Origin of the sequence: Tomitella biformata AHU 1821, from assembly GCF_000524475.1 — a bacterium.
GTDB lineage: Bacteria > Actinomycetota > Actinomycetes > Mycobacteriales > Mycobacteriaceae > Tomitella > Tomitella biformata.
The window spans coordinates 226,463-251,393 of the sequence record NZ_BAVQ01000070.1; the positions used below are offsets into that span (position 1 = coordinate 226,463).

23 protein-coding genes are annotated in these 24,931 nt (G+C 69.4%); 12 read left to right on the forward strand and 11 right to left on the reverse strand.

The features are described from left to right. Positions 1–231 precede the first annotated feature (231 nt). The 3 genes from TBIF_RS16325 to TBIF_RS16335 all read left to right on the forward strand — a co-directional run bounded on the left by TBIF_RS16325 (position 232) and on the right by TBIF_RS16335 (position 2,589). Positions 232–546: a PE family protein gene (locus tag TBIF_RS16325; RefSeq protein WP_024795841.1), complete on the forward strand. Its 315-nt coding sequence runs from the start codon at positions 232–234 to the stop codon at positions 544–546. Between the two features lie 91 nt (positions 547–637). Next, positions 638–1,777 carry a PPE domain-containing protein gene (locus TBIF_RS16330; protein WP_439654237.1) on the forward strand — a complete coding sequence of 380 codons (1,140 nt, stop codon included), beginning with the start codon at positions 638–640 and terminating at the stop codon, positions 1,775–1,777. A gap of 5 nt (positions 1,778–1,782) precedes the next feature. After that, entirely contained in the window at positions 1,783–2,589 is an 807-nt protein-coding gene (locus TBIF_RS16335; RefSeq protein ID WP_158506353.1) for an ESX secretion-associated protein EspG, read from the forward strand. 7 nt (positions 2,590–2,596) lie between these two features. On the opposite strand, the gene eccE is transcribed toward TBIF_RS16335, so the two are convergent. Next, complete coding sequence (gene eccE, locus TBIF_RS16340; RefSeq protein WP_084611739.1) at positions 2,597–4,408, reverse strand: type VII secretion protein EccE; 1,812 nt, start codon at positions 4,406–4,408, stop codon at positions 2,597–2,599. On the opposite strand from eccE, the gene eccB reads away from it, so the two are divergent. Beyond that, positions 4,407–5,843 carry a type VII secretion protein EccB gene (gene eccB / locus TBIF_RS16345; protein ID WP_024795845.1) on the forward strand — a complete coding sequence of 479 codons (1,437 nt, stop codon included), beginning with the start codon at positions 4,407–4,409 and terminating at the stop codon, positions 5,841–5,843. The genes eccE and eccB overlap by 2 nt on opposite strands. A 24-nt stretch (positions 5,844–5,867) precedes the next feature. Here eccB and TBIF_RS24580 read toward each other — a convergent pair whose 3' ends face one another. From TBIF_RS24580 to eccD, 3 genes are all read right to left on the reverse strand, one after another. Continuing rightward, positions 5,868–7,565 (reverse strand): DUF222 domain-containing protein, encoded by a 1,698-nt coding sequence (locus TBIF_RS24580; protein WP_024795846.1) that lies wholly within the window; start codon positions 7,563–7,565, stop codon positions 5,868–5,870. A 94-nt stretch (positions 7,566–7,659) separates the two neighbouring features. Beyond that, positions 7,660–8,955, reverse strand: a complete 1,296-nt coding sequence (mycP, locus tag TBIF_RS16355; RefSeq protein WP_158506354.1) for a type VII secretion-associated serine protease mycosin — start codon at positions 8,953–8,955, stop codon at positions 7,660–7,662. A gap of 8 nt (positions 8,956–8,963) precedes the next feature. Then, positions 8,964–10,415 carry a type VII secretion integral membrane protein EccD gene (gene eccD, locus TBIF_RS16360; protein WP_024795848.1) on the reverse strand — a complete coding sequence of 484 codons (1,452 nt, stop codon included), beginning with the start codon at positions 10,413–10,415 and terminating at the stop codon, positions 8,964–8,966. A gap of 129 nt (positions 10,416–10,544) precedes the next feature. On the opposite strand from eccD, the gene TBIF_RS16365 reads away from it, so the two are divergent. The 7 genes from TBIF_RS16365 (at position 10,545) to TBIF_RS16395 (ending at position 17,438) form a co-directional block, all read left to right on the forward strand. After that, complete coding sequence (locus TBIF_RS16365) at positions 10,545–14,486, forward strand: type VII secretion protein EccC (RefSeq protein WP_024795849.1); 3,942 nt, start codon at positions 10,545–10,547, stop codon at positions 14,484–14,486. A 139-nt stretch (positions 14,487–14,625) separates the two neighbouring features. Next, entirely contained in the window at positions 14,626–14,946 is a 321-nt protein-coding gene (locus tag TBIF_RS25045) for a type VII secretion target (protein ID WP_024795850.1), read from the forward strand. After that, positions 14,943–16,004, forward strand: coding sequence for a C40 family peptidase (locus TBIF_RS16375; RefSeq protein WP_051461592.1), 1,062 nt, complete (start codon positions 14,943–14,945; stop codon positions 16,002–16,004). The genes TBIF_RS25045 and TBIF_RS16375 overlap by 4 nt, the downstream gene beginning before the upstream one ends. A gap of 4 nt (positions 16,005–16,008) precedes the next feature. After that, complete coding sequence (locus TBIF_RS16380) at positions 16,009–16,335, forward strand: hypothetical protein (protein WP_024795852.1); 327 nt, start codon at positions 16,009–16,011, stop codon at positions 16,333–16,335. Further along, positions 16,317–16,649 carry a YbaB/EbfC family nucleoid-associated protein gene (locus tag TBIF_RS16385; protein WP_148302298.1) on the forward strand — a complete coding sequence of 111 codons (333 nt, stop codon included), beginning with the start codon at positions 16,317–16,319 and terminating at the stop codon, positions 16,647–16,649. The genes TBIF_RS16380 and TBIF_RS16385 overlap by 19 nt, the downstream gene beginning before the upstream one ends. 117 nt (positions 16,650–16,766) lie before the next feature. Continuing rightward, a complete protein-coding gene (locus TBIF_RS16390) occupies positions 16,767–17,075 on the forward strand; it encodes a WXG100 family type VII secretion target (RefSeq protein WP_024795854.1) in 309 nt (102 codons plus the stop codon). A 66-nt stretch (positions 17,076–17,141) separates the two neighbouring features. After that, a complete protein-coding gene (locus TBIF_RS16395; RefSeq protein WP_024795855.1) occupies positions 17,142–17,438 on the forward strand; it encodes a WXG100 family type VII secretion target in 297 nt (98 codons plus the stop codon). A gap of 64 nt (positions 17,439–17,502) precedes the next feature. Here TBIF_RS16395 and TBIF_RS16400 read toward each other — a convergent pair whose 3' ends face one another. The 6 genes from TBIF_RS16400 to TBIF_RS23825 all read right to left on the reverse strand — a co-directional run bounded on the left by TBIF_RS16400 (position 17,503) and on the right by TBIF_RS23825 (position 22,862). Beyond that, positions 17,503–18,396 carry a CDP-alcohol phosphatidyltransferase family protein gene (locus TBIF_RS16400; protein ID WP_084611741.1) on the reverse strand — a complete coding sequence of 298 codons (894 nt, stop codon included), beginning with the start codon at positions 18,394–18,396 and terminating at the stop codon, positions 17,503–17,505. Beyond that, on the reverse strand, positions 18,393–19,112 hold the full coding sequence (locus tag TBIF_RS16405) for a phosphatidylserine decarboxylase (protein ID WP_024795857.1): 720 nt from the start codon (positions 19,110–19,112) through the stop codon (positions 18,393–18,395). Before TBIF_RS16405 ends, TBIF_RS16400 begins: the two co-directional genes overlap by 4 nt. Before the next feature lie 98 nt (positions 19,113–19,210). Next, positions 19,211–19,513 carry a GlsB/YeaQ/YmgE family stress response membrane protein gene (locus tag TBIF_RS16410; protein WP_024795858.1) on the reverse strand — a complete coding sequence of 101 codons (303 nt, stop codon included), beginning with the start codon at positions 19,511–19,513 and terminating at the stop codon, positions 19,211–19,213. Further along, positions 19,514–20,716: a molybdopterin molybdotransferase MoeA gene (gene moeA / locus TBIF_RS16415; protein WP_024795859.1), complete on the reverse strand. Its 1,203-nt coding sequence runs from the start codon at positions 20,714–20,716 to the stop codon at positions 19,514–19,516. Between the two features lie 5 nt (positions 20,717–20,721). Continuing rightward, on the reverse strand, positions 20,722–22,191 hold the full coding sequence (locus TBIF_RS16420) for an MFS transporter (protein ID WP_051461593.1): 1,470 nt from the start codon (positions 22,189–22,191) through the stop codon (positions 20,722–20,724). 77 nt (positions 22,192–22,268) lie between these two features. Further along, entirely contained in the window at positions 22,269–22,862 is a 594-nt protein-coding gene (locus tag TBIF_RS23825) for a TetR/AcrR family transcriptional regulator (protein ID WP_038171545.1), read from the reverse strand. Between the two features lie 94 nt (positions 22,863–22,956). Between TBIF_RS23825 and TBIF_RS16430 the strand changes: the two genes are divergently transcribed. Then, a complete protein-coding gene (locus TBIF_RS16430) occupies positions 22,957–24,375 on the forward strand; it encodes a DHA2 family efflux MFS transporter permease subunit (RefSeq protein WP_024795861.1) in 1,419 nt (472 codons plus the stop codon). On the opposite strand, the gene TBIF_RS16435 is transcribed toward TBIF_RS16430, so the two are convergent. Then, entirely contained in the window at positions 24,376–24,846 is a 471-nt protein-coding gene (locus TBIF_RS16435; protein ID WP_024795862.1) for an SRPBCC family protein, read from the reverse strand. Positions 24,847–24,931 lie beyond the last annotated feature (85 nt).

The following is a 24,931-nucleotide window of genomic DNA, read 5'->3' on the forward strand; positions in this document are numbered from 1 at the left end:
CTCGTCGACGGTTGGGACTCGTTAATCCTAGTGTTACGCCCCTGTTCGCAAGGTCAGCGGCCCTAAAAACCGAAAAAAGTTAGACGCGGATCCGCCTCCTGTGGTAATTTCTTTTCGTCGCATTGGGGGGACAGGTAAGAGCACATCTCGACCGGCCGGGTAGCAGGGGTTGCTAACGCCACGTGGTCGGTCGAGATTGCACTGTGGGATTGGCACCTGGGGGAGATCTTTATGGGGAATGGCACTTTTGTTTTTGTCAGCCCGGCCGCGCTTGTCGCCGCCGCGGCGCAATTAGACGGCATCGCGGAGCAGATCAGCATCTCCCGCGCCGCGCACAGCCCGACGGTGCACGTAATGCCCGCTGCGCTGGAGGAAGTCTCCCGATCAGTCTCGCGCAACCAGCACCAGGTGGCCGACAGCTTCGATATCGCGGCTGAGACCGGCGCCCGGGAATTGCGCCGCGCCGCAGAGTTGTTACGCGTGCAGGCCGCCGCTTATCTGCAACAGGAAATTATCACTTCGGCTGCCCTCGACATCATTCTGTAGGTAGTCCAACAGTTGAAATTGACGCTATATGTCGTGGTTCTCAGCTATTTTTCGCGGGCCGGGATGTCTCATTTAGGGGTGGGCGCAAATGATGGGTTTCACAGGGGTGGTCTGGTTCCCGCGGGGGGCCACGAGGATGTCGATTGAACTCTATGGGGGGCCGGGGCCGGTGCCGCTGGGCGCGGCTTCCGCGTCGTGGGGCGCGTTGGCCACGCAGTTGACCGAGGCCTCGGTGATCCTCGCCGGCACCGTCACCGGCCTGGCCGCGGGCTGGCGCGGCCCGGCCGGCGATATGGCCCTGGCGAGCTTCGCCAACTTTGGGGTGTGGATGGGCGAGACCATCGAGCATGCCGGTCGGATGAGCGGGACCACCGGCGCGGGCGCCGCCTCGTACCTCGCCTCGGCGGTGGTGATGCCGAGCCCGGCGGAGATCGCGATCACCAAGGCCGCGATGGCCGCCACCACCGTCGCCGCCGCGTCGACCGGCGCGGGCCTGGGCGCGGCTGTCGCCGCGAACGAGGCCGCCGAGCGGGAGATGGACATCCGCGCCACTCTCGCCATGGAGGGCTACGAGTCCGCCTCCACCCTGCTCAGCCTGCTGATCCCGTTCCGCCCCGCCCCGCCGATCGCGATCCCCGAGGTGCAGCAGGTGGGAATAGCCACCGATTTCATCGCCGGATTGGCCGCGGAGGCGCCCACTGCGTTGACGGAATACGCGGGACCCGTCGGCGGGCAGATCCTCTCGCACGGCACGAGCGCGACAGTGTCCATCGCCACCCATGCCGCAGGCCTGGACATGGGGGGAGCCCAGCCGCAGTCGAGCGCCGTGGCTGCCAAGCCGGTGCTGCCCGCCGCGACAGGCGGCGGCGGATCCATGTCGGGGATGGCGGGATTCGCTGGCGGCGCGGGCACTGGGGGCACTACGGGCACTCCCGGGACCGCCAGGCCTGGCGCGCTACGGCTGGGAGTGCCGATGGCAGGCTCGCTCAGCGGTCCCGGCGGCGCGGGCGGGGCCAATGCCTCGGGGGGAACTAGCGCGACCGAGCGGGCCGCGGGTTCCTCGCGGATGGGCGGCGCGCCCATGCGCGGCGCGGGCGGGAGCGCGGCGGCCAACACGGATGACGAATATGACAGCCCCGACTATTTGCGCCGCTTCGACCAGCTCGAGGACGGCCGCACGGTGGTGCCGGCGGTGATCGGCGGGGCCGCCGCGACCCCGGACGCGACGTGATCGCGGTGACCGGACTTGTGCAGCCGGAGGCCGACCAATCCGGGTTCACGCTGAGCCCGCACGAGCTGCACCTGTGCGGAGACCTCGTGGGCGTCGAGCAGCTGCCGGTGGTTCTCGGGCGCGGACCCCAGAGCCCGGATGTGGAGTCTTGGACGGCGTCGATCGCCGAAGCCCGGGCGGAGCTCCTGCGGCGCGGGCTGCTCGATCCGGCTGGCCGCGTGGCGGACGGGCTCGAGGAGTTGTTGGACGTGCTTGGCAAGCCCCTCCACGAGATCGCCGCCCGCCGGATCGGCGACGGCGGCATGGACCGGCTCTGCCTGGCCATCGGCCGCCGCGGCGGCAAGGTCTACGCGGCCCGGTCCGCCGCTGGTGTGGATGCCGCGGTGACGCTCGGCCACACCGAGTCGCGCACTGCCAGCCTGCGCGCGTTCCTCGGCGAGCTTGAGCCCGTGGCCCTGACCCCTTGCAGCGCGCGACTGCGCGAATTGCAGGAGGGCCTTGGGGCTGCAGAGGGGTTCACCGCGTGCGCCCACGCGCTTGTGGGCACCGGCATCGGCGAGGCGCAGGCTGGGCTGATCGCCGAGGTTCTCACCACCACAACGGCTTTCACCGAGATCGTGACGATCAGCCACAATGCGGGCCAGACCAGCGGCACCCCCGCGGCGATGGTCGTCTACGACGCGCAGACTGGCCGCGTCATCGCCACCCCGCACCGGGCGCCCGATGGCGAGCTCTGGGTGACATTCGCGCCCGGCGGCTGGGACCGCGTGGCTCGAGGAATCGCGGCGCTCGACGAGCTGGCCCAGCTGTGACAAACCGCTAGGGAGCCAGCACCGAGCCCTCTGGCTGGCCGATCAACCGCGTCTCGTCTGGGATGGTCACTACGGACACCGGAATGTGCCGCCCGTCGATCTCGAGGATCAGCCGATCCCGGTCGACTTCGTCTTGGCGAATCCGCACGTCCGGGGAGTCCGGCATCGGGTCGCCCGTGCTGAGCACCGTGAGGACCGTGGTCCCCGGCGAGAGCGCCGGGCTGGGGATGGGCCCGTCCAGCACCACAACCCCGAATTCCCGCGCCTGACTCGGTGAGAGCTCCGGGCCGCCCGCGATATAGAGCCGCGCGGGCTCGCCGATCTCGTGGGCCAGCAGTCGCCAGACGCGGGGGCGGTCGGTGCGCACCAGGACCCGGGCGCCCAGCGCGATCGCGCGGAGCACCACCTGCCGGGCCAGATACACCTCGCCGACCACCTCGGTGGTGCGGATGCCTGGGCCGAAGACGGCCGCGGTGATCGCGTTGCCGGCGTTGTCGCCGCCGATGAGTTGACCGCAGCCGGTGGTCGCGATGGTGAGGTCCGGCGAGGCGACAGGATGGACCTCGCGGAAATCGCAGAGCCGGTCGAACTGCGGCTCGCCCCGGGGCGAGGTGGCGCAGAAGCCATCGAGCTGTTGGCCATCCAGCGGGCGCAAACCCAGCGACTCCGGTACTCGGACGGGGCGATCGGCCACATATCGGACGAGGATTCCCAGTTGGCAGGCGTCGGGCCGGGGCGTGGGCCGCAGTCGCAGCGAGACGACGGCGTTGTCTGCGGCGGCGTCCCAGATCCGCGCGATGCCCGGCGTCGTGAGCGCGAGAGTGGCGGCAGTGTAGCTGGTGTGCACATCCACCCTCCCCCCGGGGGCTCCGTCGCGGGCTGTGACGGAACCCCAGGAGGGCGTTAGGTTCGTGCCGTCCACGAGCCCGGTGTGGTGGGTCCAGGAGGCGTCGAGCTGCTGGGCCGTCAGCAGCTCGCAGTGGAAGCCCGCGCCGTCGAGCTCCCGGATGATTCGCGCTGTCGCCACCTTCGCGGTACGCACCGCGCCCAGAGTGCCGCCGCCGCGCCGCGCAACGGCGGCTGGGCAGGCCGCGGGATCTAGGCGGACCAGGATGAGCGTCTCGCGCTGGGAGATTGCCGGCAGTGGGCCGATCAGCCGCCGGTAGACCTGCGCGGTCACGCCACCGCTGGCGACTCTGGAGCCGATCGAGACGATGTCGATGCCCGCCAGATGGATGTCGAACTGGGCCAGTAGCGGGGACAGCTCGTGGAGGGGGAGCCGGTCGGCGGTGTCTGTGCGGCCAATGGACACCGTCGTAGCCGTGACCACACGCGGCCGGACATGCGCCGCGCAGACCAATGTGGTTCCATCCCAGCGGAATCCGGTAGCAGCCGACACAGACAGTGCCCGTCCGGGGCGCGGGCCCTGCGCGTACCTCGGCCCGGAGCTCGGCGGCGGGATCTCGCCCACGGACGCGCCATCGAAGGCAGCGTCGAGTGCGGGCATCGAGAGGAAACTCCAACGCCGCCACAGATGTTGGGCCCACACGACGAGGTGGCCGGACGGCCTACGGCCCTTGACCCGAACCAGGGAGAGCGCGACGACCAGCACGCCGAGTGAGATGGCCGCGTTGAGCGGCAGGCCCACAGCTATGGCTCCCGCGATGATCGCGATACACAGAATTTCCACCGCAACAGTTGTCGTCAGCACCCCATACCCCCCGGTATCTCTTGCCCCGCAGCCGTCACCCCACGTGACGACCGCCACTGCGAGCTTACGGTAATGTGCCGGGAGGGGAACTAGGCAGGGGGGTGCCATGCCGGCTCAATTGACGACCAAACCACAGGTCAACGGCTACCGATTTATGATCCGACGCATGGAGCATGCGTTGGTGCGCCGCGATGTGCGGATGCTGCATGATCCGATGCGCTCGCAATCGCGGTCGATGACGGTGGGCCTGGTGCTCGGCGTCTTGGTGCTGGCGGGATTCGGCGTGCTGGCGCTGTTCAGGCCCGCGCCCACCATCGGCGACAGCCAGATTGTGCTGGCCAAGGGCAGCGGTGCATTGTTCGTCCGGGTGGACGAGTTGATGCACCCCGTGCTGAACCTGGCATCTGCGCGGCTGATCGCCGGCTCGGACGCGTCGCCCAACGTGGTTGGCGACGATAAACTGCGTGCCGTTTCGCTCGGTCCGATGGTGGGGATCCCCGGTGCGCCACAACAGCTTCCGGGACGCGAACAGCAAGTTTCCGGGCCGTGGACAGTCTGCGAGGGCGTCGAGGGCGACCGCATCGTGGGGACCACCGTCATCGCCGGCCCCACGGATCTCGACGACGGCGTCGGGCAGTTGGCCGGGTCTGAGGCGCTCCTGGCAGAACACGATGGCCAGACGCATCTGCTGTACGACGGCAAGCGGGCCCGGGTCGACCTCAACGACCACGCGGTGAGCCGGGCCATGGGGCTCGACGGGCTGATACCGCGGCGGGTCACAGCCGCGCTGATCAACGCGGTCCCCGAGGCGCGGCCCATCGTCGCCCAGCCCGTCCCCGGCCAGGGCGAGCGGCCCGGATTCCCCATCAGGGAGGCGCGTGTGGGCGATGTGGTGCACATCAAGGGCGCGGACGCGGGCAAACACTTCGTGGTTCTGGCCGACGGCATTCAGCCGGTGGGCGCCGCCACTGCAGACCTAATCCTCTACAGCGGCTCCGGTGCGATGCTGCGCGAGATGTCGCCGGACTCCATCGCGCAGGCGCCCACCACGAGGGAGCCGCTGCCGGTCACGGATCACCCCGAGGCAGCTCCCCGGATCCGGGGCAGTGGCGACGACACCGTCGCCTGCCTGACCTGGTCGAGGGACGCCGAGGATACTTCCCCGCACACGACGATTCTGGTCGGGCGACGGCTGCCGCTGGCCGAGGGGGACCGGCCCGTCCTGATGGCGGGCGCGGATGGGCCGGGGGCGGCGGTGGACCAGTTCTATCTGCCTCCAGGCAAGGCCGCAAACATCCGTGTGGGGGATCGTCGACAGGAGCCGCGCTTCCTGGTCTCTGACACCGGCGTCCGCTACGGCATCGCGAACGCCGAGGCGGCCCAGACGTTGGGGATCGGGGCCGAGAGCGACTCCGCGCCCTGGTCCATCGTCGGTATTCTGCCCGCGGGCCCGGCGTTGACCCGCACCGATGCACTGGTCGTCCGGGACGGCATGGCACCGCAGGCCGCGGCGGCCACCCTCGAGCTGCCGTCCGGTTCCTAATGGGGATTCGAGCTTCCTGCCTGCTTAGCGGAGGTTGTCGGCCGGTGGGCCGAGGTCGTGGAGTTCGCGTAGGCGGCGGTTGAGCTCGCGTGCACGACGACGCCGCGCATGCTTGTCCGCCGTCCTAGTACGGGAACGCTGCGGACCCGCACCACCAGAATCGGCACCATCCGGCGGGGTGGTGGGTCCGCGTGGTGGCGGTTTTTGGAACCGCACCGTCCGCAACGCTGGGAACAGGGCCTCGTTATTGTGGCCGCGGCCGATGATCGTGATGCCATCCGGGCTGGTCACCGTCACCCGGGTAAAGCCGTCGGCATCGATGAACTGATCGTCGAGCCACTCCCCGAATGTTTTGATCAGATGGTGGTAGCGGCATTTGGTGTTGGCATCGCGGGCGCAGGTCTGCCCGCCCGCCGCGGGATGGCGGTGGTTGAACTCGTCCACATGATCGAGATCCGACGCCCACGCTGGTTTATTGCACCCCGGGAACACGCAATAACCGTCCCTAGCCCGGATGAAGGTGTCGAGTGCGGCGGAGAACCGGTACGGGTCCCCCGGCTGATGGGTGGGCAGCGTTTGCCCTGGTTTCGGGTTCAACGGCCGGATAATCGCATCAGGCCGTGCCGCGATGGCACGGACGTGGTCGGCGGTGATCACGCCATAGCCGTCGAGGAACCCTGAACGCTCGGACTCACGAGGCCCGGCGTCGCTGGGCCCGGAATCGCCCGGTCCGTCGTCATCGTCACTGTCGAGGCTGGGTCCGTCGTAGCCGGGGCCCCCATCATCAGGGCCGTCGCCGCGTGAACCGTCATCACCAGGCCCCTCACCTGCGCCGTCTCCGTCCGGATCGCCGTCGCCGTCCGATCCGGAACTGTCCTCGTTGAGGGTCTCGTCCTGGCAGATCACGTGCACAATAATCCGGGCATGCTGATCACTCATGCCGCCTTCCGATGGGGTGGCGGCGCAATCCTCACGTTCGCACTGACACATGACCGCGAGGCCTTGGAGCGTCTGCATCGCGGCGTCGGAGCGGCGGGCGTTCTTCTTGCGCGGATCGTGGGGGCAGATCGCAGCGGCAATCAGTGCTTCGACCGCGGCCATCGCCAACTGCCCATCTTCCGCGGCGGCGGTGATACCAAAATGCGCCATCCCATCGGGCCGGGGGCGGAGTGTGGCGGTGCGCCGGACCAGGGCCTGTTCGGCGCGGCGGCGCATCGCATCGGGGTCATGGGCGAAGATCGCCCGGTTCGCGAGGTCGCGCAGGCGCCGGGTGGAGCCGGCGCCGTTGTCGCAGAGGCCTTGTGCGATCTGTTTGTCGACGTGCGGGGCGCTGGGCCAGCCGTCGACAAGATCGGTGGCGGAGACCAATTGTTGGAATTGCTGTTGGTTGATGGTGCCGTCGTAGAGGCAGCGGCCGATCAACGGGATGCGGCGGATCAGGGCAAGGGATTCGTTGAGGAGGGCGTCGGCGTGGGTTTTGTCGATGTGGTTGACCGCGCCGAGCAGTGCGGAGGTGTTCGCGAAGTGGTCGAACACGCGGGTGTCGAGTTCTGGCGGGCGGTCCAGGCTCACGGTGTGGACGTGCTCGATGCGGGCGTATTCCTCCCACGCGAGGCGGGATCGGCGCCGGGCACAGCCGCTGATGGTGTCGAGGGCTTCGGAGATGGGGGTGGTGGTATCGAACGGCGGGAGCGGCACCGGAGGCAGCATGTCGTGCGTCATATCGACCACCCCCCACTTAGAACGTATGGACTAAGTTTACCGGATACGCAGGGGCTTTACTAGAGAAAACGCAAATCTGTTCGACATCAAAAATTCAACGAGAATGCTGTGAACGGACGCGGCGGAGCACCGTCGTGCTGAGCGCGCCGAGGGCGAGCAGCGCCGTGCAGACTGCCACCCCGGCGATGGCACGGCGGCGCGGGCCGGGGTCCTCGGGTGTCGGGACGGCCGGCGCTGCGATCGTAGATTCAGCCGCGGTGATATCGCCAGCTGGGAGGTCGAAGGACAGCGCGGCCATCGGGTCCACCACGCCGTAGCCCACCACAGGATCCCAGCGGTGGGCTGCGGACACCGCGGTCCTGGTGATGCGGTCGATCACCTGGGGCGCGGTCAGGTGTGGGTGGCGGGCGCGGATGAGCGCGGCCAGGCCGGACACGTAGGGCGCGGAGAAGCTGGTGCCGCTGATGGCGCCGACGCCCTGCTCCGTGCGGATCTGCGCTGCGAGGCCGCCATCGCGGCTGTTGGCGAGCGAGACCATCTGGCTGCCCGGCGCGGCCACCGACACCCACGGTCCGGCGATGCTGAAGTCGGAGGGGGAGCCGTCATGCTCCACGGATCCGACGGTGAGCACTTTGCCCTCGAAGTTCGCCGGCGTGACGTCCGTGTTGACCGCGTCCCATCCGCGGGAGAGCGGGTCCAGGGGGTTGATCTGCGTCGGATTCTGTTGGCAGCCAGCACCGTTGGAGCCCTGGGAATTGCCGGCGGCGACGACGATGACGATGTCGCGGGCGACGGCCTCGTCGATGGCGGAGGTCAGGAGGTCGGAGCGCAGCCCGCTCGGTCCAGGCACGCACGCGACCTCGGAGATGTTGATGATGGTGGCGCCGGCGGCAGTGGCCATTCGGATCGCATCGGCGAGGGTGCGGACCGAGCCGGAGCCCGCAGACTCAGGGGCTTCCTGTTCGCCCTCTGCAGCGCCGTACTCGGAGAACTTTCCGGAGCTCTGCCGGATCGAGATGATCTCGGCGTCGGGGGCGAGGCCGCTGAAGCCGTCGTCGGGATCCGGTGCGCCGGCGATGATCCCGGCGACGAGGGTCCCGTGCGCGTCGCAGTCCTCGAGCCCGTCCCCGCCGTTCACGAGATCGCCGCCCGAGGTGAGGTGGCGCAGCCGGGGGTTGGGGGTGACGCCGGTGTCGATCACCGCGACCCGCTGCCCGGCGCCGCGGGTGAACTGCCAAAGCTGTTGGAAGTCAAGGGACGTTGGCATTACACGCAGGTCGAGGCCCGGTGCGGTGTCGGCGATGGCGCAGGGCGCGGTCTGGCGGATCTCGGCCGCCGCGGCGGGGGCGTTGAGCACCGCTGCGGCGATGACGAGTCCGGCAATTGCCAAGCGGCGCATCAGAGCTGGCGCATCAACGAGTACAGCCCCATCACCCAGAACGCGAGGGGGATGATCGCCGCGATGGCCAGGTATTCACAGACCTCCGTGATACGTCGCAGCACCGGGGAGAACTCGAAGGTGGGGGCGACCACGCCGACGGCGAGCGCCAGCACGGTGACCACCACCAGCGTCAGCACCCCGTACAAGGTCAGCTGGGGCTCGACGAGGTAGACGAGTCCGATGATCAGCAGCGCCAACACGGTGCCGCCGCTGATGAGCAGGGCGGATTGGATCAGTCCGGAGTAACTGCGGCCCCGCAGCATCATCGTGAGCGCCACGAGGAGGGCCAGGCACACGCCGTTCGCCCGCAGGTCCGCGCCGAAGCCAGCGGTGAGCAGGGCACCGGCGATCGCGCCGAGGATGGCGCCCGCGATCAGCCCGGAGAGATACGCGGCCGCGACGGCCGCGCGGTCGGCGAGGCCCGCGGTGAACTCACCGTCCTCGAGCGCCAGGTCGGCTGGCACGTCCCGGGAGGGCACTGGGGGCAGAGGCAGGCGCGCCAGCAGGATCGTCAGACGCGGCGCGAGGGACAGCGCGGCGACGGAGGCCAACAACAGTCCCACACCGATGCGACGGCCGGGCAGGTCGAAGATGGCGTCCACGCCGGCGGCCAGGGTGGCCAACGTGCTGACCGTGATGATCGCGGTGTGGGCGAGCTGGCCGGCGCCGCTCATGCGCAGGGCCAGGATGGACGCGCACGCGGTGAAGACCGCGCCGAGCAGCAGGCCGGGCCCGCCGATCGCCGCCTGCGGCAGCAGCGCGCCGCCGACAAACGCGAACGGTGCGACGCAATAGCCCAGCGTCGCACCGACCTGCGGATCTCGGTAGATGCGCGCGACGATCGGGCTGGCGGCGAGGAAGCCGAGCGCTGCGGTGATCGAGATCAGGGCGCGGAGCATGCCGGAGGAGTCGGACAGGTGCCCCAGCGGATCGGCCAGCATTGTGGCCGCGAGAACCGCCGCAACGATCGCGACGATCTGGGCGAGCAGTCGGGAGGCGGGAGCGCCCCACTCCGGGAACCGCGCCGCGTTGGCGGTGGAGACGGCGTCGATGACGTCGTCGAAGAGCGGTTCCGAGTCGATCAGGTCCTCGGAGCCGAGCAGCAGCAAGGCGCCGTCGCGCACGCCCTGCTCGGCCAGCGACGCCGCCGAGTCCAGCGGCGCCTCCCCGATGGCGCGGAGGGTCCAGCGGGTGCGCGGATCATCCCGCGGGTCTTGCGGCTCAATGGAATTGCGTCTGCTTAGCGTCAGCGCGACCAGCTCCGGGAGCATCGCCGCCACCGGGATTCGCGCTGGTAACGCGATGTCCATCTGCGTGTATTCGGCGACGATCGACACCCGGCACAGCTCGGGCGCCGCGGCCCGCCAGTGCGCGTCGGGCATGGTTGAATCCTCGACCAGATCGGTCATGTGTGCTCGTCCCCCCGTTATCCTGCTCCCCCTGAGCGACAGTACGATACCCCGAGCGCGTGCTGTCGAGTGTGTGGCATCACATATTGCGCAGGGCTGGGGAGCCCGATTGTCGAGGGGGGAATTTCAGTGAGCACTCGTGGATTTACTCGTCGCCCACGCCTGCCTGGACCGCGGATGCCGGGCGGGGAGGTTGAGCTGCAGGCGCCGCCGGAGGTGCCGCGGCCGGTGCCCGGCGGGCTGCTGATGAAGCTGATGCCGGTGGTCATGGTCGTCGCGATGCTCGGCATGGTGGCCTTGATGTTCACCTCGGGCGGCATGCGCAACCCCATGATGATGCTGTTCCCGCTGATGATGATGTTCTCGATGGTGGGGATGATCGGCAACGCGGGCGGGGGCAAGAACAAGAAACCCGCGGAACTCAACGAGGAGCGCAAGGATTACTTCCGCTACCTCGCTGGTGTGCGCGAGGACGTGCACACGACGGTGGACGAGCAGCGGGCTGCGCTGCGGTGGAACCACCCCGACCCCCGCGCGCTGACGGACTTGCTTGGCGGGCGGCGGATGTGGGAGCGCTCCCCGGTGGACTCGGACTTCGCGCACGTGCGCATCGGCGTCGGCAACCAGCGGCTGGCCACCAAGCTGGCGGTGCCCGCGCTGGGGCCGCTCGAAGATCTGGAGCCGATCTCCACGGTCAGCATGCGGCGCTTCGTGCACACCCACTCCGTGGTGCAGAACCTTCCCACAGCTTTGTCGTTACGGGGTTTCGCGGCCATCGCCGTGGGCGGGGACCGCGTGGCGGCACGCTCGGTCGTGCGCTCAATCATCCTGCAGCTCTGCGTGTTCCATGGCCCGGACCACATCCTGGTCGCCATCGTCACGCCGGAGCCCGACGGCGCAGACTGGTCTTGGGCGAAGTGGCTCCCGCACAACGCGCACCCGACGGAGACTGACGCGCTCGGCCCGGCCCGGTTGTCCTTCCGCTCCCTCCACGACCTTGAGGAGTCACTGGACGACGAGCTGTTGGGGCGGGGCCGGTTCAGCCGCATCGCCGATCCCGTGCCCGGCCGCACCCAACTGGTCGTGGTCCTGGACGGCGGCCAGGTCACCGGAGATGAGCGGATCCTCGCCGGCGCCGGCATGGACGGGGTGTCAGTGCTGGACATGACGGGCGATTTCGAGGCCCTCGCCGCCCAGCGCGGCATGCGATTGCACGTGCGCGACGGACAGATCGGCGGACACAGCGCCAGCGGCATCGAGAACTTCGGCCTGGTCGACGAGATGCCGGTGGCCGACGCCCTCGCGACCGCGCGAATGCTCGCCGGCTACCGCGTCGCCACCCGGGCCACCGACGAGAGCGAGGGCTCCGGCCGCGACCTCGGGCTCATGGGTCTGCTGGGCATCGGCGATCCGCTGACGCTGACTCCGGCGACGGCGTGGCGCACCCGCAGCGCTCGGGAGCGGCTGCGGGTGCCCATCGGTATCGACGCGTCGGGCGCGGTGGTGGAGGTGGACCTGAAGGAGGCCGCGGAGAACGGCATGGGCCCGCACGGGCTCTGCATCGGGGCGACCGGCTCCGGCAAGTCCGAGCTGCTGCGGACCCTGGTGCTGTCGCTGATCACGTCGCACTCACCAGACCAGCTGAACTTGGTTCTGGTGGACTTCAAGGGCGGCGCGACCTTCCTGGGGCTGGAGGCCGCGGACCATGTGGCGGCGGTGATCACCAACCTCGAGGAGGAGCTCGAGATGGTGGACCGTATGCACGACGCGCTCTCGGGGGAGATGAACAGACGGCAGGAATTGCTCAGGGCGGCAGGCAATTACGCCAATGTCAACGACTACGAGCGGGCACGGGCCAACGGGGCTCCGCTGGACCCGCTGCCCGCGCTGTTCATTGTGGTGGACGAGTTCTCGGAGCTGTTGAGCCAGAAGCCGGAGTTCGCCGAGCTGTTCACGGCCATCGGCCGACTGGGGCGTTCCCTCCACATTCACCTGCTGCTGGCCAGCCAGCGGCTGGACGAGGGCAAGCTGCGGGGCCTGGACAGCCACCTGTCTTACCGCATCGGCCTGAAGACATTCTCGGGCAACGAGTCTCGCAGCGTGCTGGGCGTGCCCGACGCCTATCACCTGCCCAATGTTCCGGGCTCCGGCTACCTCAAATGCGACTCCGGGGAGCTGGTGCGCTTCAACGCCAGCTACGTCTCCGGACCGGTGGGGCACCGGCGGCGCCCCCTTAGCCCGGTCGCGGCCGCCCAGATCCAGGTGCTGGAGTTCACGGCGCAGGGTCGGCGCGCGGCTCCCCACTGGGCGGCCACGGAACCGGAGTGGGAGCAGGCCGAGCCCGCGCTGGACCAGGACGAGACCCTCCTCGATGTCGTCGTCGGCCGGTTGGCGAACTCCGGCTACCGGGCCCATGAGGTGTGGCTGCCACCGCTGGCGAACTCGCCGACGGTGGACCAACTGGTGCTGCCCATCGGTGAGCCGGGCTCGTTGGGGGCGCTGGTTGGCATCATCGACCGGCCGTATGAGCAGCGGCGGGACATGCTCGCGCTGGATCTCTCTGGCGCCGGTGGCAACGTCGCGATCGTCGGCGGCCCCCAATCCGGGAAGTCCACCGCCGCTAGGACTCTTGTGCTGGCCCTGGCTAACGCCCACTCTCCGCGGGACGTGCAGTTTTACTGCCTGGACTTCGGCGGGGGCACCCTCGCCGGGCTGGCCGACCTCCCGCACGTCGGCTCCGTCGCGGGACGGCTGGAGGCGGACCGGGTGCGCCGGACAGTCGCGGAACTGGCCACCCTCGTCAACGAGCGGGAGATCATGTTCCGCGAGCGGCGGATCGAGTCGATGCGCCAGTTCCGGCGTCAGCGCGCGGTCGAGGGGCCGGGCGCGGGGCGGATGTCGAGCTTCGGCGACGTGTTCCTGGTGGTCGACGGCTGGAACACCGTCCGCGAGGATTTCGAGCAGCTGGAGCCGATGATCAGCGTGCTGGCGGCGCGCGGGCTCTCCTATGGCGTGCATGTGGTGCTCTGCGCCAACCGCTGGGGCGAGATCCGGCCGGCGCTCAAGGACATGCTGGGCACCCGGATCGAGCTGCGCCTTGGCGATCCGGCGGACTCGGAGATGGACCGGAAGCGGGCCGCGCACGTGCCGGTGGGCCGGCCGGGGCGCGGGCTCACAGCCGACGGCAAACACTTGCTGCTGGCGCTGCCCCGGCTCGACGGCGGGGCAGACCCCGCAGACCTGGGGCAGGGGGTGCAGGACGCCGTCGCGATGCTGCGCGGACGCTGGCCGGGGCTGGCCGCGCCCGCGGTGCGGATGCTGCCCCTCGACATCCCGCGGGCCGAGGTGTTGGCCGCTGCGGCGGGCGCGGACACAAGTGGACTGGTGCCCATCGGCGTCGATGAGAGCTCGCTGGCCCCGGTATATCTCGACTTCGAGTCGCAGCCGCACTTCTATGCCTTCGCGGAGCCGGAGTCCGGCAAGACGACGCTGCTGCGCAACATCGTCCTGGGCCTGATCGAGAAGAACACCTTCGAGCAGGTCAAGGTGGTCATGGTCGACTATCGGCGCACCATGCTCGGCCTGATCGAGGGCCGGCACCTGGCCGGCTACGCCGCGACGACCAAGGCGCTCGAGCCGATGGTCGCGCATCTGGTGGCCGTCCTCGCCGGTCGGCTGCCCGGGCCCGACGTGACGCAGCAGCAGTTGCGGGAGCGGTCTTGGTGGACGGGGCCGGAGATCTACGTGGTGGTCGACGACTATGACCTGGTGTCGGGCGCCAGCAGCAACCCACTGCTCCCGTTAGTCGAATACCTTTCGCAGGCAAAGGATGTCGGGCTCCACATGGTGTTGACCCGGCGGACTGGTGGGGCGTCGCGGGCCATGTTCGACCCCATCATCGGGCGGCTCCGCGAGCTGTCGGTCGACGGCCTGGTGATGAGCGGCAGCAAGGATGAGGGACACCTGATCGGCAACGCGCGGCCGAGCAAGCTCCCGCCGGGACGGGGCGTTCTGGTGACCAGAGCGGGAGGTGAGCAGCTGATTCAGGTGGCGAATCTGCCCGAAGTGTGAATAGCGATGGCATACGGGTTTGATGTTGTGTAACCTCAGTCACGCTTGGGGAGGGTAGATCGAGTTCGGGGATGGCGCGCTGTCGGGGATGGCAGCAAGCGCAGGGGATGTTGCAGGGGAATGTCACAGGGGGAAGATCATGACTGAATTTTTGGCGTCGACTGCCCGTATTCGGCAGTTCGCGAGCCAATTGGGTTCGGCCGGTGGCGATGTCGCCACGGTCGGGGGAATGGACGTGGCGGCCAGCGTCGCGGCATTGGGCCCGGTGTTCGGGCTGATCGGAGCGGATTTCGTCACGGTGTTCGGTGCGGCGCAGACCTCGCATGCGGCGTCGATCGGGAAGTTGGCGGCGGTGTTGACGGCGTCCGGCGACACGGCGAACGCGATCGCCACGGTCTATGACGGCAACGAGGCCGACCAGATCGATTCCCTGCGCAAGGTCGCCGAGGGCGTGCTGTGATCGGGGAGGCGCTGGCCACGCCGATCATCCAGTTGATCAACGCGGTTGGCACGGGGGTGGCGGCCGAGGGGGACCCGGCCATAGTGCTGACCGCCGCGGTGCAGGGCGTCACCGCGGCGATGGAGATCGGCCAGTTGGCCGCCGGCGAGGTCGGCTCCACATGGAGCGGGCCCGACGCGACGGCCTCCTTCGACTCGGTGGCCAGCACGGTGCGCGCCGGGCAGCAGATCGCCGAGCAGGGCGAGGAGATCAACCAGGTGCTCACCGTGGCCACTGCGGACATGAACAGGGGCGTCGGGGAGCTGGGAGTGATCCTCGAGTCGTTTATCAGCGCCGCACTGGTCCAAGGTCCTGCGATCATGACGCCCGTCGGCCAGCTTGCGCTGGTCGCGACGGCCGCGGAGCACCTGGAGCGCGCGCTGGTGGTGGTGACCCGGATGCGGGGCGAGTTGGGCCAGCACACCGGCGCGATGGCCGCCGCGATCCCCGCCCCGCCGATGCCGCCGACCCCCGACGCGGCGCTCATGCAGCAGGGGCGCGCGCTGTGGTCGATGGCGGGGGACGCGATCTTCGGGCCAGCGGACGGCGGCCCAGCTGACAGCCGCCCAGCTGACGGCAGCGGGGGCGCGGTGGCAGCGGAGACCAGCGAGTTCGAAGGCGGTGGCGTGCAGGTGACGCTGCCGGATGGGAGCACGGCGATGGCGCCGAATGAGACTGCGGCGAACGCGGTCCGGGCGGCGCTGACGCAGCAGGGCGTGCCCTATTCCTGGGGCGGCACCAGCCCGGGGCAGGGGCTGGACTGCAGCGGCCTGACCCAGTGGGCATATGGGGAGGCGGGCATGGACCTGCCACGCACGGCCCAGGAGCAGTCGGTGGGCGCGGCGGTCTCGCAGAACGACCTGCTGCCGGGGGACCTCGCGGTGTGGGACGGGCATGTGGCCATGGTGATCGGCGATGGCCAGATGGTCGAGGCTGGCGATCCCGTGCAGGTGAGCTCGGTGCGCACCACAAATTTGGATATGGGCTTCAAGGGTTTCTATCGACCGACGGGCGGCTGAGCTGATGGACCAGAAGACGATCACCGTGGCGAATAGATCGGCGTCGATCCGAGTGGTGGTGTCTATGGACGGACGGCCGCTCCAGTTGGACATCGACCAGGGGGAGTACGCCAATGGCGCGGACATGCTCGCGATCCGGGTGCTCGAGCTGTGCAAGCTGGCCGGCGGCCGCGCCCTCGCGTTGCGCAGGGCCGAGCTGGAGATCTTGGGTTTCGACGGCAATATGCTTGCGCGGTTGGGACTGCCAGCGCGTGCGGAGCTCGAGGCCACCGAGGTTGCCGCGGACCTGGTTGAGGATGGTGAGCCGCAATCATGGCTAGCCCACGTGTGACCTTTGATGAGGTTCTGGCCGATGTCGGCGAGAAGCTGACCCAGCTCCAGCAGTGGCAGCGCGAGCTCGCGGGCCTGCGGGAGACCTCGGCTAGCGAGTCCGGGGCGGTGGCCGTCGAGGTGGACGCGTTCGGCGTGCCGTCGCGGCTGTGGCTGGATCCGTCGGCGCTGAAGCTGCGGCCTGCGGAGCTGGGCCGCCAGATCGTCGATACCTTCGATGCGGCCGCCGCTGAGCTGGACGGCCGGCGGGGGGAGCTCGACCGCGAATTGACCCAGGAGACCTCGACCTGGGAGCAGGCGGGGACAGCCCGGTAGGGCACAAGATTTCTCGGCGCGGGGGGAGGGCATAGAGGTGCTCGGCTCGCGAGTTGGGGGAGGTAGGCCAGCCGTGAGAACGCGGCTGGCAGGGGAACCACATGGGAGGGTGAAGAGATGTCGTTGCAGACTAATGCAGAGGTGATGCGCGTATCCGGCGGCAAGGCGCTGGAGACCGCGGAGCAGATGAAAGTCACGCTGACGAAGCTGGTGGGGACGGTCGAGGGGTCGGCTGGGGTGTGGGGCGGCGGCGCTCACGGCACCTTCAACGAGGTGATGGACCGCTTCCACATGAGCATGAACAAGCTCCAGACATCGCTGGTGGAGATCAGCGACAACATCAAGGCGAACGGCGTGGGATACGAGGGCGCGGAGGCGGAGGTCGTCCAGGATCTGGCGAACGTCGGCGGCGCCCTCGACCTGTGAGGGGGCGGCAGCAGCCAGCCCGCCTGACCCGCAATTGAACGCCAACTACTCGCTAGGGGAATCGCAATGAGCTCACCAGATGGAATCAAGTACAACTTCGGGGGAATCTCCCAGGTCGTGGGCGAGATCAACAGCCACGTCGGGACCTTCGAGGCGCAGAAGGATCAGCTCGCAGTGAGCGTTAAGGAGCTGCTCGCGGTGTGGCAGAGCACCGCCGCAGACGCCTATCACGGCTCGCAGACGAAGTTCGATCAGGCGTACGTGGAGCTGAACCAGGTTCTGCAGCTGATCGGCAGCAAGGTGCAAGACGGCAGCGACCGTATGTTCGCGACCAACGCCCGCGCCGCGGCCAGCTGGGGCTGACCGGCAGTCACAAGACAACAGAGGAGCGCTGGCACGTGCCAGCGCTCCTCTGTTTGCGCGTGGGCTAGCGCCCGGCGACGCGCACTTTGCGGCGGGGCCGGCGCGGGCGCAGGCGGCGCACGCCGGTGGGGCGGCTGGCCCCGGAGTTGGGCTCGCGGCGGATCGCCTTGCGCTCGGCGCGGCGCTGCGCCGGCTTGAACTCCCAGGTCTCGGGGCGTGCGGCGACCCATGCGCGGCTGTGCATCGCGAAGGGGATGTGGACGAGGTAGAGCCCGAGCAGCACGAGCATCGCCACATACGGGTAGGTGACCACCCCGGCGACGAGGAGCGCGACCAACACCAGCAGCAACGCGGCCATCCGGCGCGGCACCGACACCGACTTCATCGCGAGGGTGGGGATGCGGCTGACGACGAGCGCGGCGGAGCCCAGGACCCACAGCACCACCAGCCAGTGCGAGGTCCACCAGCCCTGGCCCCACTGCGCCATGGCGGCGACGGGGGCGAGCGCGAGCAGCGCCCCGGCCGGCGAGGGCACGCCGGTGAAGTACTCCTTGGTGTATGCGGGCGCGGTGTCGTCGTCGAGCAGGGTGTTGAACCGGGCCAGGCGCAGCACAATCGACACGGCGAACAGCAGCGCGATGATCCAGCCCAGCTGATAGCCCTGCAGCAACGAGATATAGAGGACGAGGGCGGGGGCCACACCGAAGGAGACCGCGTCGGACAGCGAGTCCAGCTCGGCCCCGATCTTGGTGGTGGCGTCGAGCATCCGGGCCACCCGGCCGTCGAGGGAGTCGAGGATGGCCGCGAGCGCGATCATGCCGATCGCGAGGCCGGGGTTGCCCTCGAGGGTGAACTTGACGGCGGAAAGCCCCGCGCAGAGCGCCGCTATGGTGATGGTGCTCGGCAGCAGCCGGACGCCATTGATCCGAGGGCCGGGCACTCTGCGGGGCGGGTTCACGTCAGTTCCGCGATGACAGTTTCGGCGCCGATAGTGCGTTGGCCAGGTGTCATCAACAGCGTTGTGCCCGCGGGGAAGTAGGTGTCGACGCGGGAGCCGAAGCGGATCAGCCCGTATGTCTCGCCGGCGCCGAGAACTGAGCCCTCCGACACCTCGCACACGATGCGCCGGGCGATCAAGCCCGCGATCTGCACCACTGCGATCTGGGCGCCGCCGGGGGTGCGCAGCAGCATGGAGTTGCGCTCGTTGGCGTCGCTGGCCTCGGGCAGGTCCGCAGAGAGGAACTTGCCGGGCTGGTAGGCGATCTTCTCGACGGTCCCGGTGACGGGCACGCGCTGGGTGTGCACGTCCAGGACTGACAGGAAGATGCTCACGCGCGGCAGCGGTTCGGTGCCCATGCCGAGCTCGGCGGGCGGGGCCGCCATGTCGACGAGCGCGACCTCGCCGTCGGCTGGGGCCACGACGATCCCGGGCCGGGTGGGAGTGACGCGGTTGGGGTTGCGGAAGAACGCCGCGCAGGCGCCGGCGCCGAGGAGGGCCGCGCGCCGCAGCCAGGGCCGCTTATAGCCCAGCGCTGCGACCGCCAGGGGGCCGAGGACGAAGGGGCGGCCGGCGGGATGCATGGGCGGAACGGTGGCGCGCACCAGCGTGATCACGTGTGAGAGCGAGGTCCCCGAAGAATCGGTTGCGCCAGGCGGCTTGGGTCGACGGGCCACGGTGTGTTCATCCCCTTGGTAGCGGAACGCCGCGAGGAGTTCGCGGCGCATCGCTCCATTGTGGCAGGCGTGGGCGCGCGTGGGCGAAAGTGCGCGGGCTAATGCCGCGTGGGGGAGCCGGGGTGGGCGCGCAGTTCGAGGATCTTGCGGAGCGCCCACAGCAGCATGCAGGCGCCGATGATGGCCACCAGCACATTGTTGAGCAGGCCGAACCGGGTGATATTCGCGCCGAACAGCCACAGCAGTGTGCCCCCGAGCACCGCGCCGAGGACGCCCACCGCGGTGCAGATGAGCATCTCGGTGATCATCCGCACCCGCAGCTGGAACTTCATCAGCCGGCTGGCGGCCCAGCCGGCGAAGGCGCCGATGAGCACCCAGTCCAGCACCGCGGGGTTGTACACCTAGCTCTCCAGGTCCCACACCAGGACCAGGGTGCCGGCGGGGAGCTCGGTGACGTCCTCGGGCAGCTCCAGCAGGCAGTCCGACGCGGCCATCCAGCGCAGGTGGTGGGAGCCGGGCGGCCCGAGGCTGACCACCGAGCCCGACGCGCGATCGAGCGCGCCGCGGCGGAACTGGCGTTTGCCGGCCGGGGAGGTCAGCGCCTCGGCCAGGGGCACGCGCACCCGCGGCCGCTCGGTGCAGGCGTAGCCCATGGCGGCGCGCAGCGCGGGCCGCAGGAAGACCTCGAAGGAGACCATCGCGCTGACAGGGTTGCCGGGCAGCGTCACCACCGGCGTCCCCCGGTAGCGGCCCGCGCCCTGCGGCATGCCGGGCTGCATGGCGACCTTCGTGAACTCGACGCCCCGGCTGGCCAGGGTGTCCTTGACGACCTCGTAGGCCCCGGCGCTGACCCCGCCGGAGGTGATCACCAGGTCGAAGTGATTCGCGGCGGCGCCATCCAGCGCCGCCAGGAACTCGTCGGGGTCGTCGGAGACGAAGTGGCGCTGCTCGGCGGTGGCACCGGCGGCCCGCACCGCGGCGGCCAGCATCAGCCCGTTGGACTCGTGGATCTGCCCGTGCGCCAGGGGCTGTCCCGGCTCGACGAGCTCGCTGCCCGTCGAGAGCACCAGGACTCGCAGCGGCGCGCCCACCGCGATCTCGGGCAAGCCCAGCGCGGAGATCAGGCCCAGTTGGGCGGGCCCGAGCGTGGTGCCCGCGGGCAGCACCGCCGAGCCGGCCCGCACGTCCTCGCCGGCGCGGCGAATGTGGCGGCCGAGCACCGGGGCGGTGGTGATCGCGACTCTGTCGACGCCTGCGTCGGTGTGCTCCACCTGCACTATCGCGTCGGCTCCCGCGGGCAGAGGGGCCCCGGTCATGATCCGGTGTGCGGTGCCGGGCGCGAGCGCGGGGCCGTCGACGCGGCCGGCGGGAATGTCCTCGGGGACGGGGAGCACGACGGGGGCGGCCGCGCTGGAGCCCGCGGTCTCGGCGGCGCGCACGGCGTAGCCGTCCATGGCGGAGTTGTCGAAGGCGGGCAGCGGCCGTGGCGAGACGAGCTCGACGGCCAACGGTCGACCCTGTGTCTGGGCGAGGGGCAGGGTGATCGTCGGGGTGGGGGGGAGCAGGGCGGCGATAATCTGCCGGTGCTCGTCAACTGAGCGCATGCGCCTTATTGTGCGCTATCTAGAGGTTGGGGGTCCGGCGCGGGCGTTTTGCGGATAGTCGTGCGCAGCGGGGTCTCGCGGATCGCAAGGACGGCGAGGACGGCGAGGACCGCGATCGCCGCCGCGGCGAGGAATGTGCTGCCGGTGGCCTGGGCGTACGCGTCGGGGGTGGGGACGCCGGCCGCCTCCAGCGTGCCGAGTCTGCTGGCCAGCAGCGCGCCGAGGATCGCGACGCCCATGGTGCCGCCGAGGCTGCGCATGAAGGCGACGGCGGCGCTGGCGGTCCCCACGTCGGGCAGGTCCACGGTGTTCTGGACGGCCAGGACCAGGTTCTGCATTAGGAGCCCCATGCCGAGCCCGATCAGCACCTCGGCGATGACGATCGTCCACAGGGAACCCGTGATGGACATCGTGGAGGCCAGGGTGAGGCCGCTGACGAGGCTGATCGCGCCGGCGAGCAGGAAGCGCCGCCACCGGCCGAAGCGCGTGATCAGCTGGCCGGAGGCCACTGCGCCGAGCAGGGAGCCCAGCATCATCGGCGCCACGAGGATCCCGGCGAGCGATGCGCTGATGCCCCGCGCCGATTGGAAGTACTGGGCCAGGAACACCGATGCGCCGAACACCGACATGCCCACGACCATCGACGCCACGATCGCCAGCGCAGTGGTGCGCTCGCGGATGATGGCGACCGGAATCAGCGGGTCCGCGGCGCGGCGCTCCACCAGGACGGTGGCCGCGAGCAGGGCCAGCGCCGAACCCACCAGGCCCGCAGAGGCCCAGGATCGCCACGCGAACAGCTCTCCGCCGAAGGTGATCCAGGTCAGGAGGAGCCCGATGCTGCCCGCGATGGTCATCGCGCCGGCGTAGTCGAAGCGCACTGTGGCGGGCACGTGCTGGATTTTGAGGAAGCGCTGGAGCAGCACGAGGCTGCCGACGGCTAACGGCACGCACACGAAGAACACCCAGCGCCAGCCGAGCCCGGGGGCGTCGACGATCAGGCCGCCCACCAGGGGGCCGGACACTGTGGCCGTGGTGGTGACCGCGCCGTAGTAGCCGTTGTAGCGGCCGCGGATCCGTGGGGGGATCACCGACGCGAGGATGGTCTGCGTCAGCACCGTCACCCCGCCCATCCCGGCGCCCTGGATCAACCGGAACCCGATGAGCCACGGCGCGCTGGACGCGGTGCCGCAGAGCATGGAGCCGACGACGAAGATCACCAGCGCAACCTGCATCAGGCGCTTTTTGTCGAGCTGGTCGGAGAGCTTGCCCCAGATGGGCATCGTCACGGTCATGGCGGTCAGGCTCGCGACGAAGATCAACGTCAGCTCGGTGGGGGAGCCGCCGAGGTCCAGCAAGATGGCCGGCAGGGCGTTGGCGATGACCGTCGCCCCGATCATGGCGGTGCCCAGCGCAGACAGCAGGCCGAGCATGATGCGCAGCGTCTCTCGGTGGGTCAACGGGATCGGCTCGGTCACCTGGCTGAACCTATTGGTTTGCGGGGCCGGCGTCGGGCTCGTGTCTCGCCCAGCGGGCCGGCGGTAATACGGGCGGGTCAGTACCCGTCGCAGGAGATGTCCGTCAGCTCGCGCAGGCCGGGGTGCTCGTCGGCATGCGCGGGCGCGTCGATAGCCAGCAGGATGTGGATGAACATGCCGCGGGCGATGAAGTCCCGCGCCTGCTCCGGCAGGCAGCCGCTGCGGTCGCGGATCAGCGTGTATATCTCGGCCATCGCGGAGCGGGCCTGCGCACCGATCTCCGGCGCGCTGCCCGCGGCGAAGCCGTGCAAGAACACGAGCAGCTGTGCGCGATCATCCAGCAGTGGGATGTAGGCGTCGCCGAGTTGTGCCCAGTAGGCGGGGTCCGAGGGCTCGATGCCGGCGGCGGCGACGGCGGTCAGCTCGGTGTCGAAGGCCTCGAGGACGTGCTGGACGGAGCGCCCGAGCACCTCGGAGAACAGCTCTGCCTTGGTGCCGAACATGCGGACCACATAGGGCTGGGAGACCCCGGCCTCCTTCGCGATGGCCGCGGTGCTGGTCCCCGCGTAGCCGCCGACGGCGAACGCGCGGGCTGCGGCCTCGAGGACCAGCTCGCGGCGCGCAGGCCCGCTCATACGGGTGGCCGGGGCGGATTTCGATGTGCTCGACATCTTGACAGGGTATCAGTCGATACCTTAAATTTGATGAATTAGGTAATCGATCGATACCTAGAGTGGGATAGGCAATGGAACTCGGGGCTCGATCATGACGACAACCTCCCAGCTTGACCCGGTGCGGGAGCCGAGGGTGCGACGCGCGGTGCCCGTGTGGCTCGCGCTGCTCGCCGCGTCGGTCCCGATGTTCATGGCGACTCTCGACAACCTCGTCATGACCAGCGCGCTGCCGGTGATCCAGGCTGACCTCGGCGCGTCCGTCGGCCAGCTGCAGTGGTTCATGAACGCCTACACACTCACATTCGCCACCTTCATGCTCGCCGCGGCGGGGCTGGGGGACCGGTGGGGCCGGCGGCGAATGTTCGTCATCGGCATCGCCGTGTTCACCGCGGCCTCGATCGGGGCCGCCCTGTCCTCTGGCCCGGGCACGTTGATCGTGGCCCGCGCGGTGCAGGGCCTCGGTGCCGCCGCGATCATGCCGCTCTCGCTTGCCCTGCTCGCGGGCGCGGTGCCCGTCGCCAAGCGGGCCCTCGCCATCGGTGTCTGGGGCGGGGTGTCCGGCCTCGGTGTGGCCCTCGGCCCGGTGATCGGCGGGGCGGTGGTCGACGGGGTGTCCTGGCAGGCCATCTTCTGGCTGAACGTGCCGGTGGCCGTCATCGCGATCCCGCTGGTCTACCTCGCGCTTGAGGACTCTCGCGGAGCGCGCCAGCGGCTGGACCTCGTCGGCGTCGCGCTCGCCGGAATCGGCGTCTTCCTCGGCGTGTGGGGCATCGTGCACGGCAACGACGACGGCTGGGGCTCGGCGGGTGTCGTCGGGACACTTATCGCGTCGGCCCTGGTCCTCGCGGGTTTCATCGCGTGGGAGCGGCGCAGCCCCAACCCCGTGATGCCGATGCGGTTGTTCCGTTCGAAGAGCTTCACCATGGCCAACATTATCGGCGTCACGTTCTCGCTCGGCATCTTCGGCGCCGTGTTCCTACTGGTGCAGTACCTGCAGGTGGTGATGGGCTACTCGCCGTTTGAGGCCGGTGTGCGGACACTGCCGTGGACGGCGGCGCCGATGATTGTCGCGCCCCTCGCCGGGCTGCTCGCGCCGCGGCTGGGCCTGCGCGCGCTGCTGGTCGCCGGCCTGACGCTGCAGGCGGGTTCGCTGGTGTGGTTGGCCGTGCTGCTCACTCCTGGAGCGACCTACCTGGGCATGGTCCCGGCCCTGGTGATGGCGGGTGTGGGGATGGGGCTGACGTTCGCGCCCAGCGCGACGGCGGTCCTGGTGGACATGGCCGACGCGGACCACGCGACCGCCAGCTCGGTGAACTCCACGTTCCGCGAGGTCGGCATCGCGCTCGGTATCGCGGTCCTCACGGCAGTATTCCTCGGCTACGGCGGCGTCATCAGCCCGGCCGGGTATGACACCGCGTTGCGGCCCGCGCTGCTGGTGGGGGCCGGGGTCATCGGGCTGGGCATCTTCGCGGCGCTGTGGATGCCCAGCCGACGTAGCCAGCAGGTCTGACTAGTTCTGCTCGGCCTCGCGCTTGATTCGGGCGAGGGTCTGGTTCATGCCCTCGACCATCTCGGCCTCGAAGGTCTCGGTGCCGCCCATCAGGTAGTTGACCAGGGTGGTGGAGACCTTGGTGGTCCCGTTGGGGGAGCGGCGGCTCTCGGTGACGGTGGTGACGCCGTCGGCCTCGGAGAGCTCATAGGACCACACGGTCTTGTTCTCGTTGACACGGAACGCGAGCTGCTTGTTCGGCTCGAAGGCCACCACCTTGGCCGTCGTTGGCCAGAACAACAGGCCGCGGCGGTTGAGGTTGAATGTCTTGGTGCCATGCCCGACGGGGCCGGAGACGCGCATCATCTTGCACTGCGGGCTCCACTCACCCATGCGCTTGAGGTCCGAGACGATGTCCCAGACCTTCGCTGCGGGGGCGGCGATCTCGATGGTGGCGTGCAGTTCGGTGGGCGATGTGGTCTGGCTGGGCACGTGGGACTCCTGACAAGTGCGGGTATGTGACACGGATAGTCACAGTTATCCATGATGTTAGCGGAGCAACGCCCCGGAGAACAGG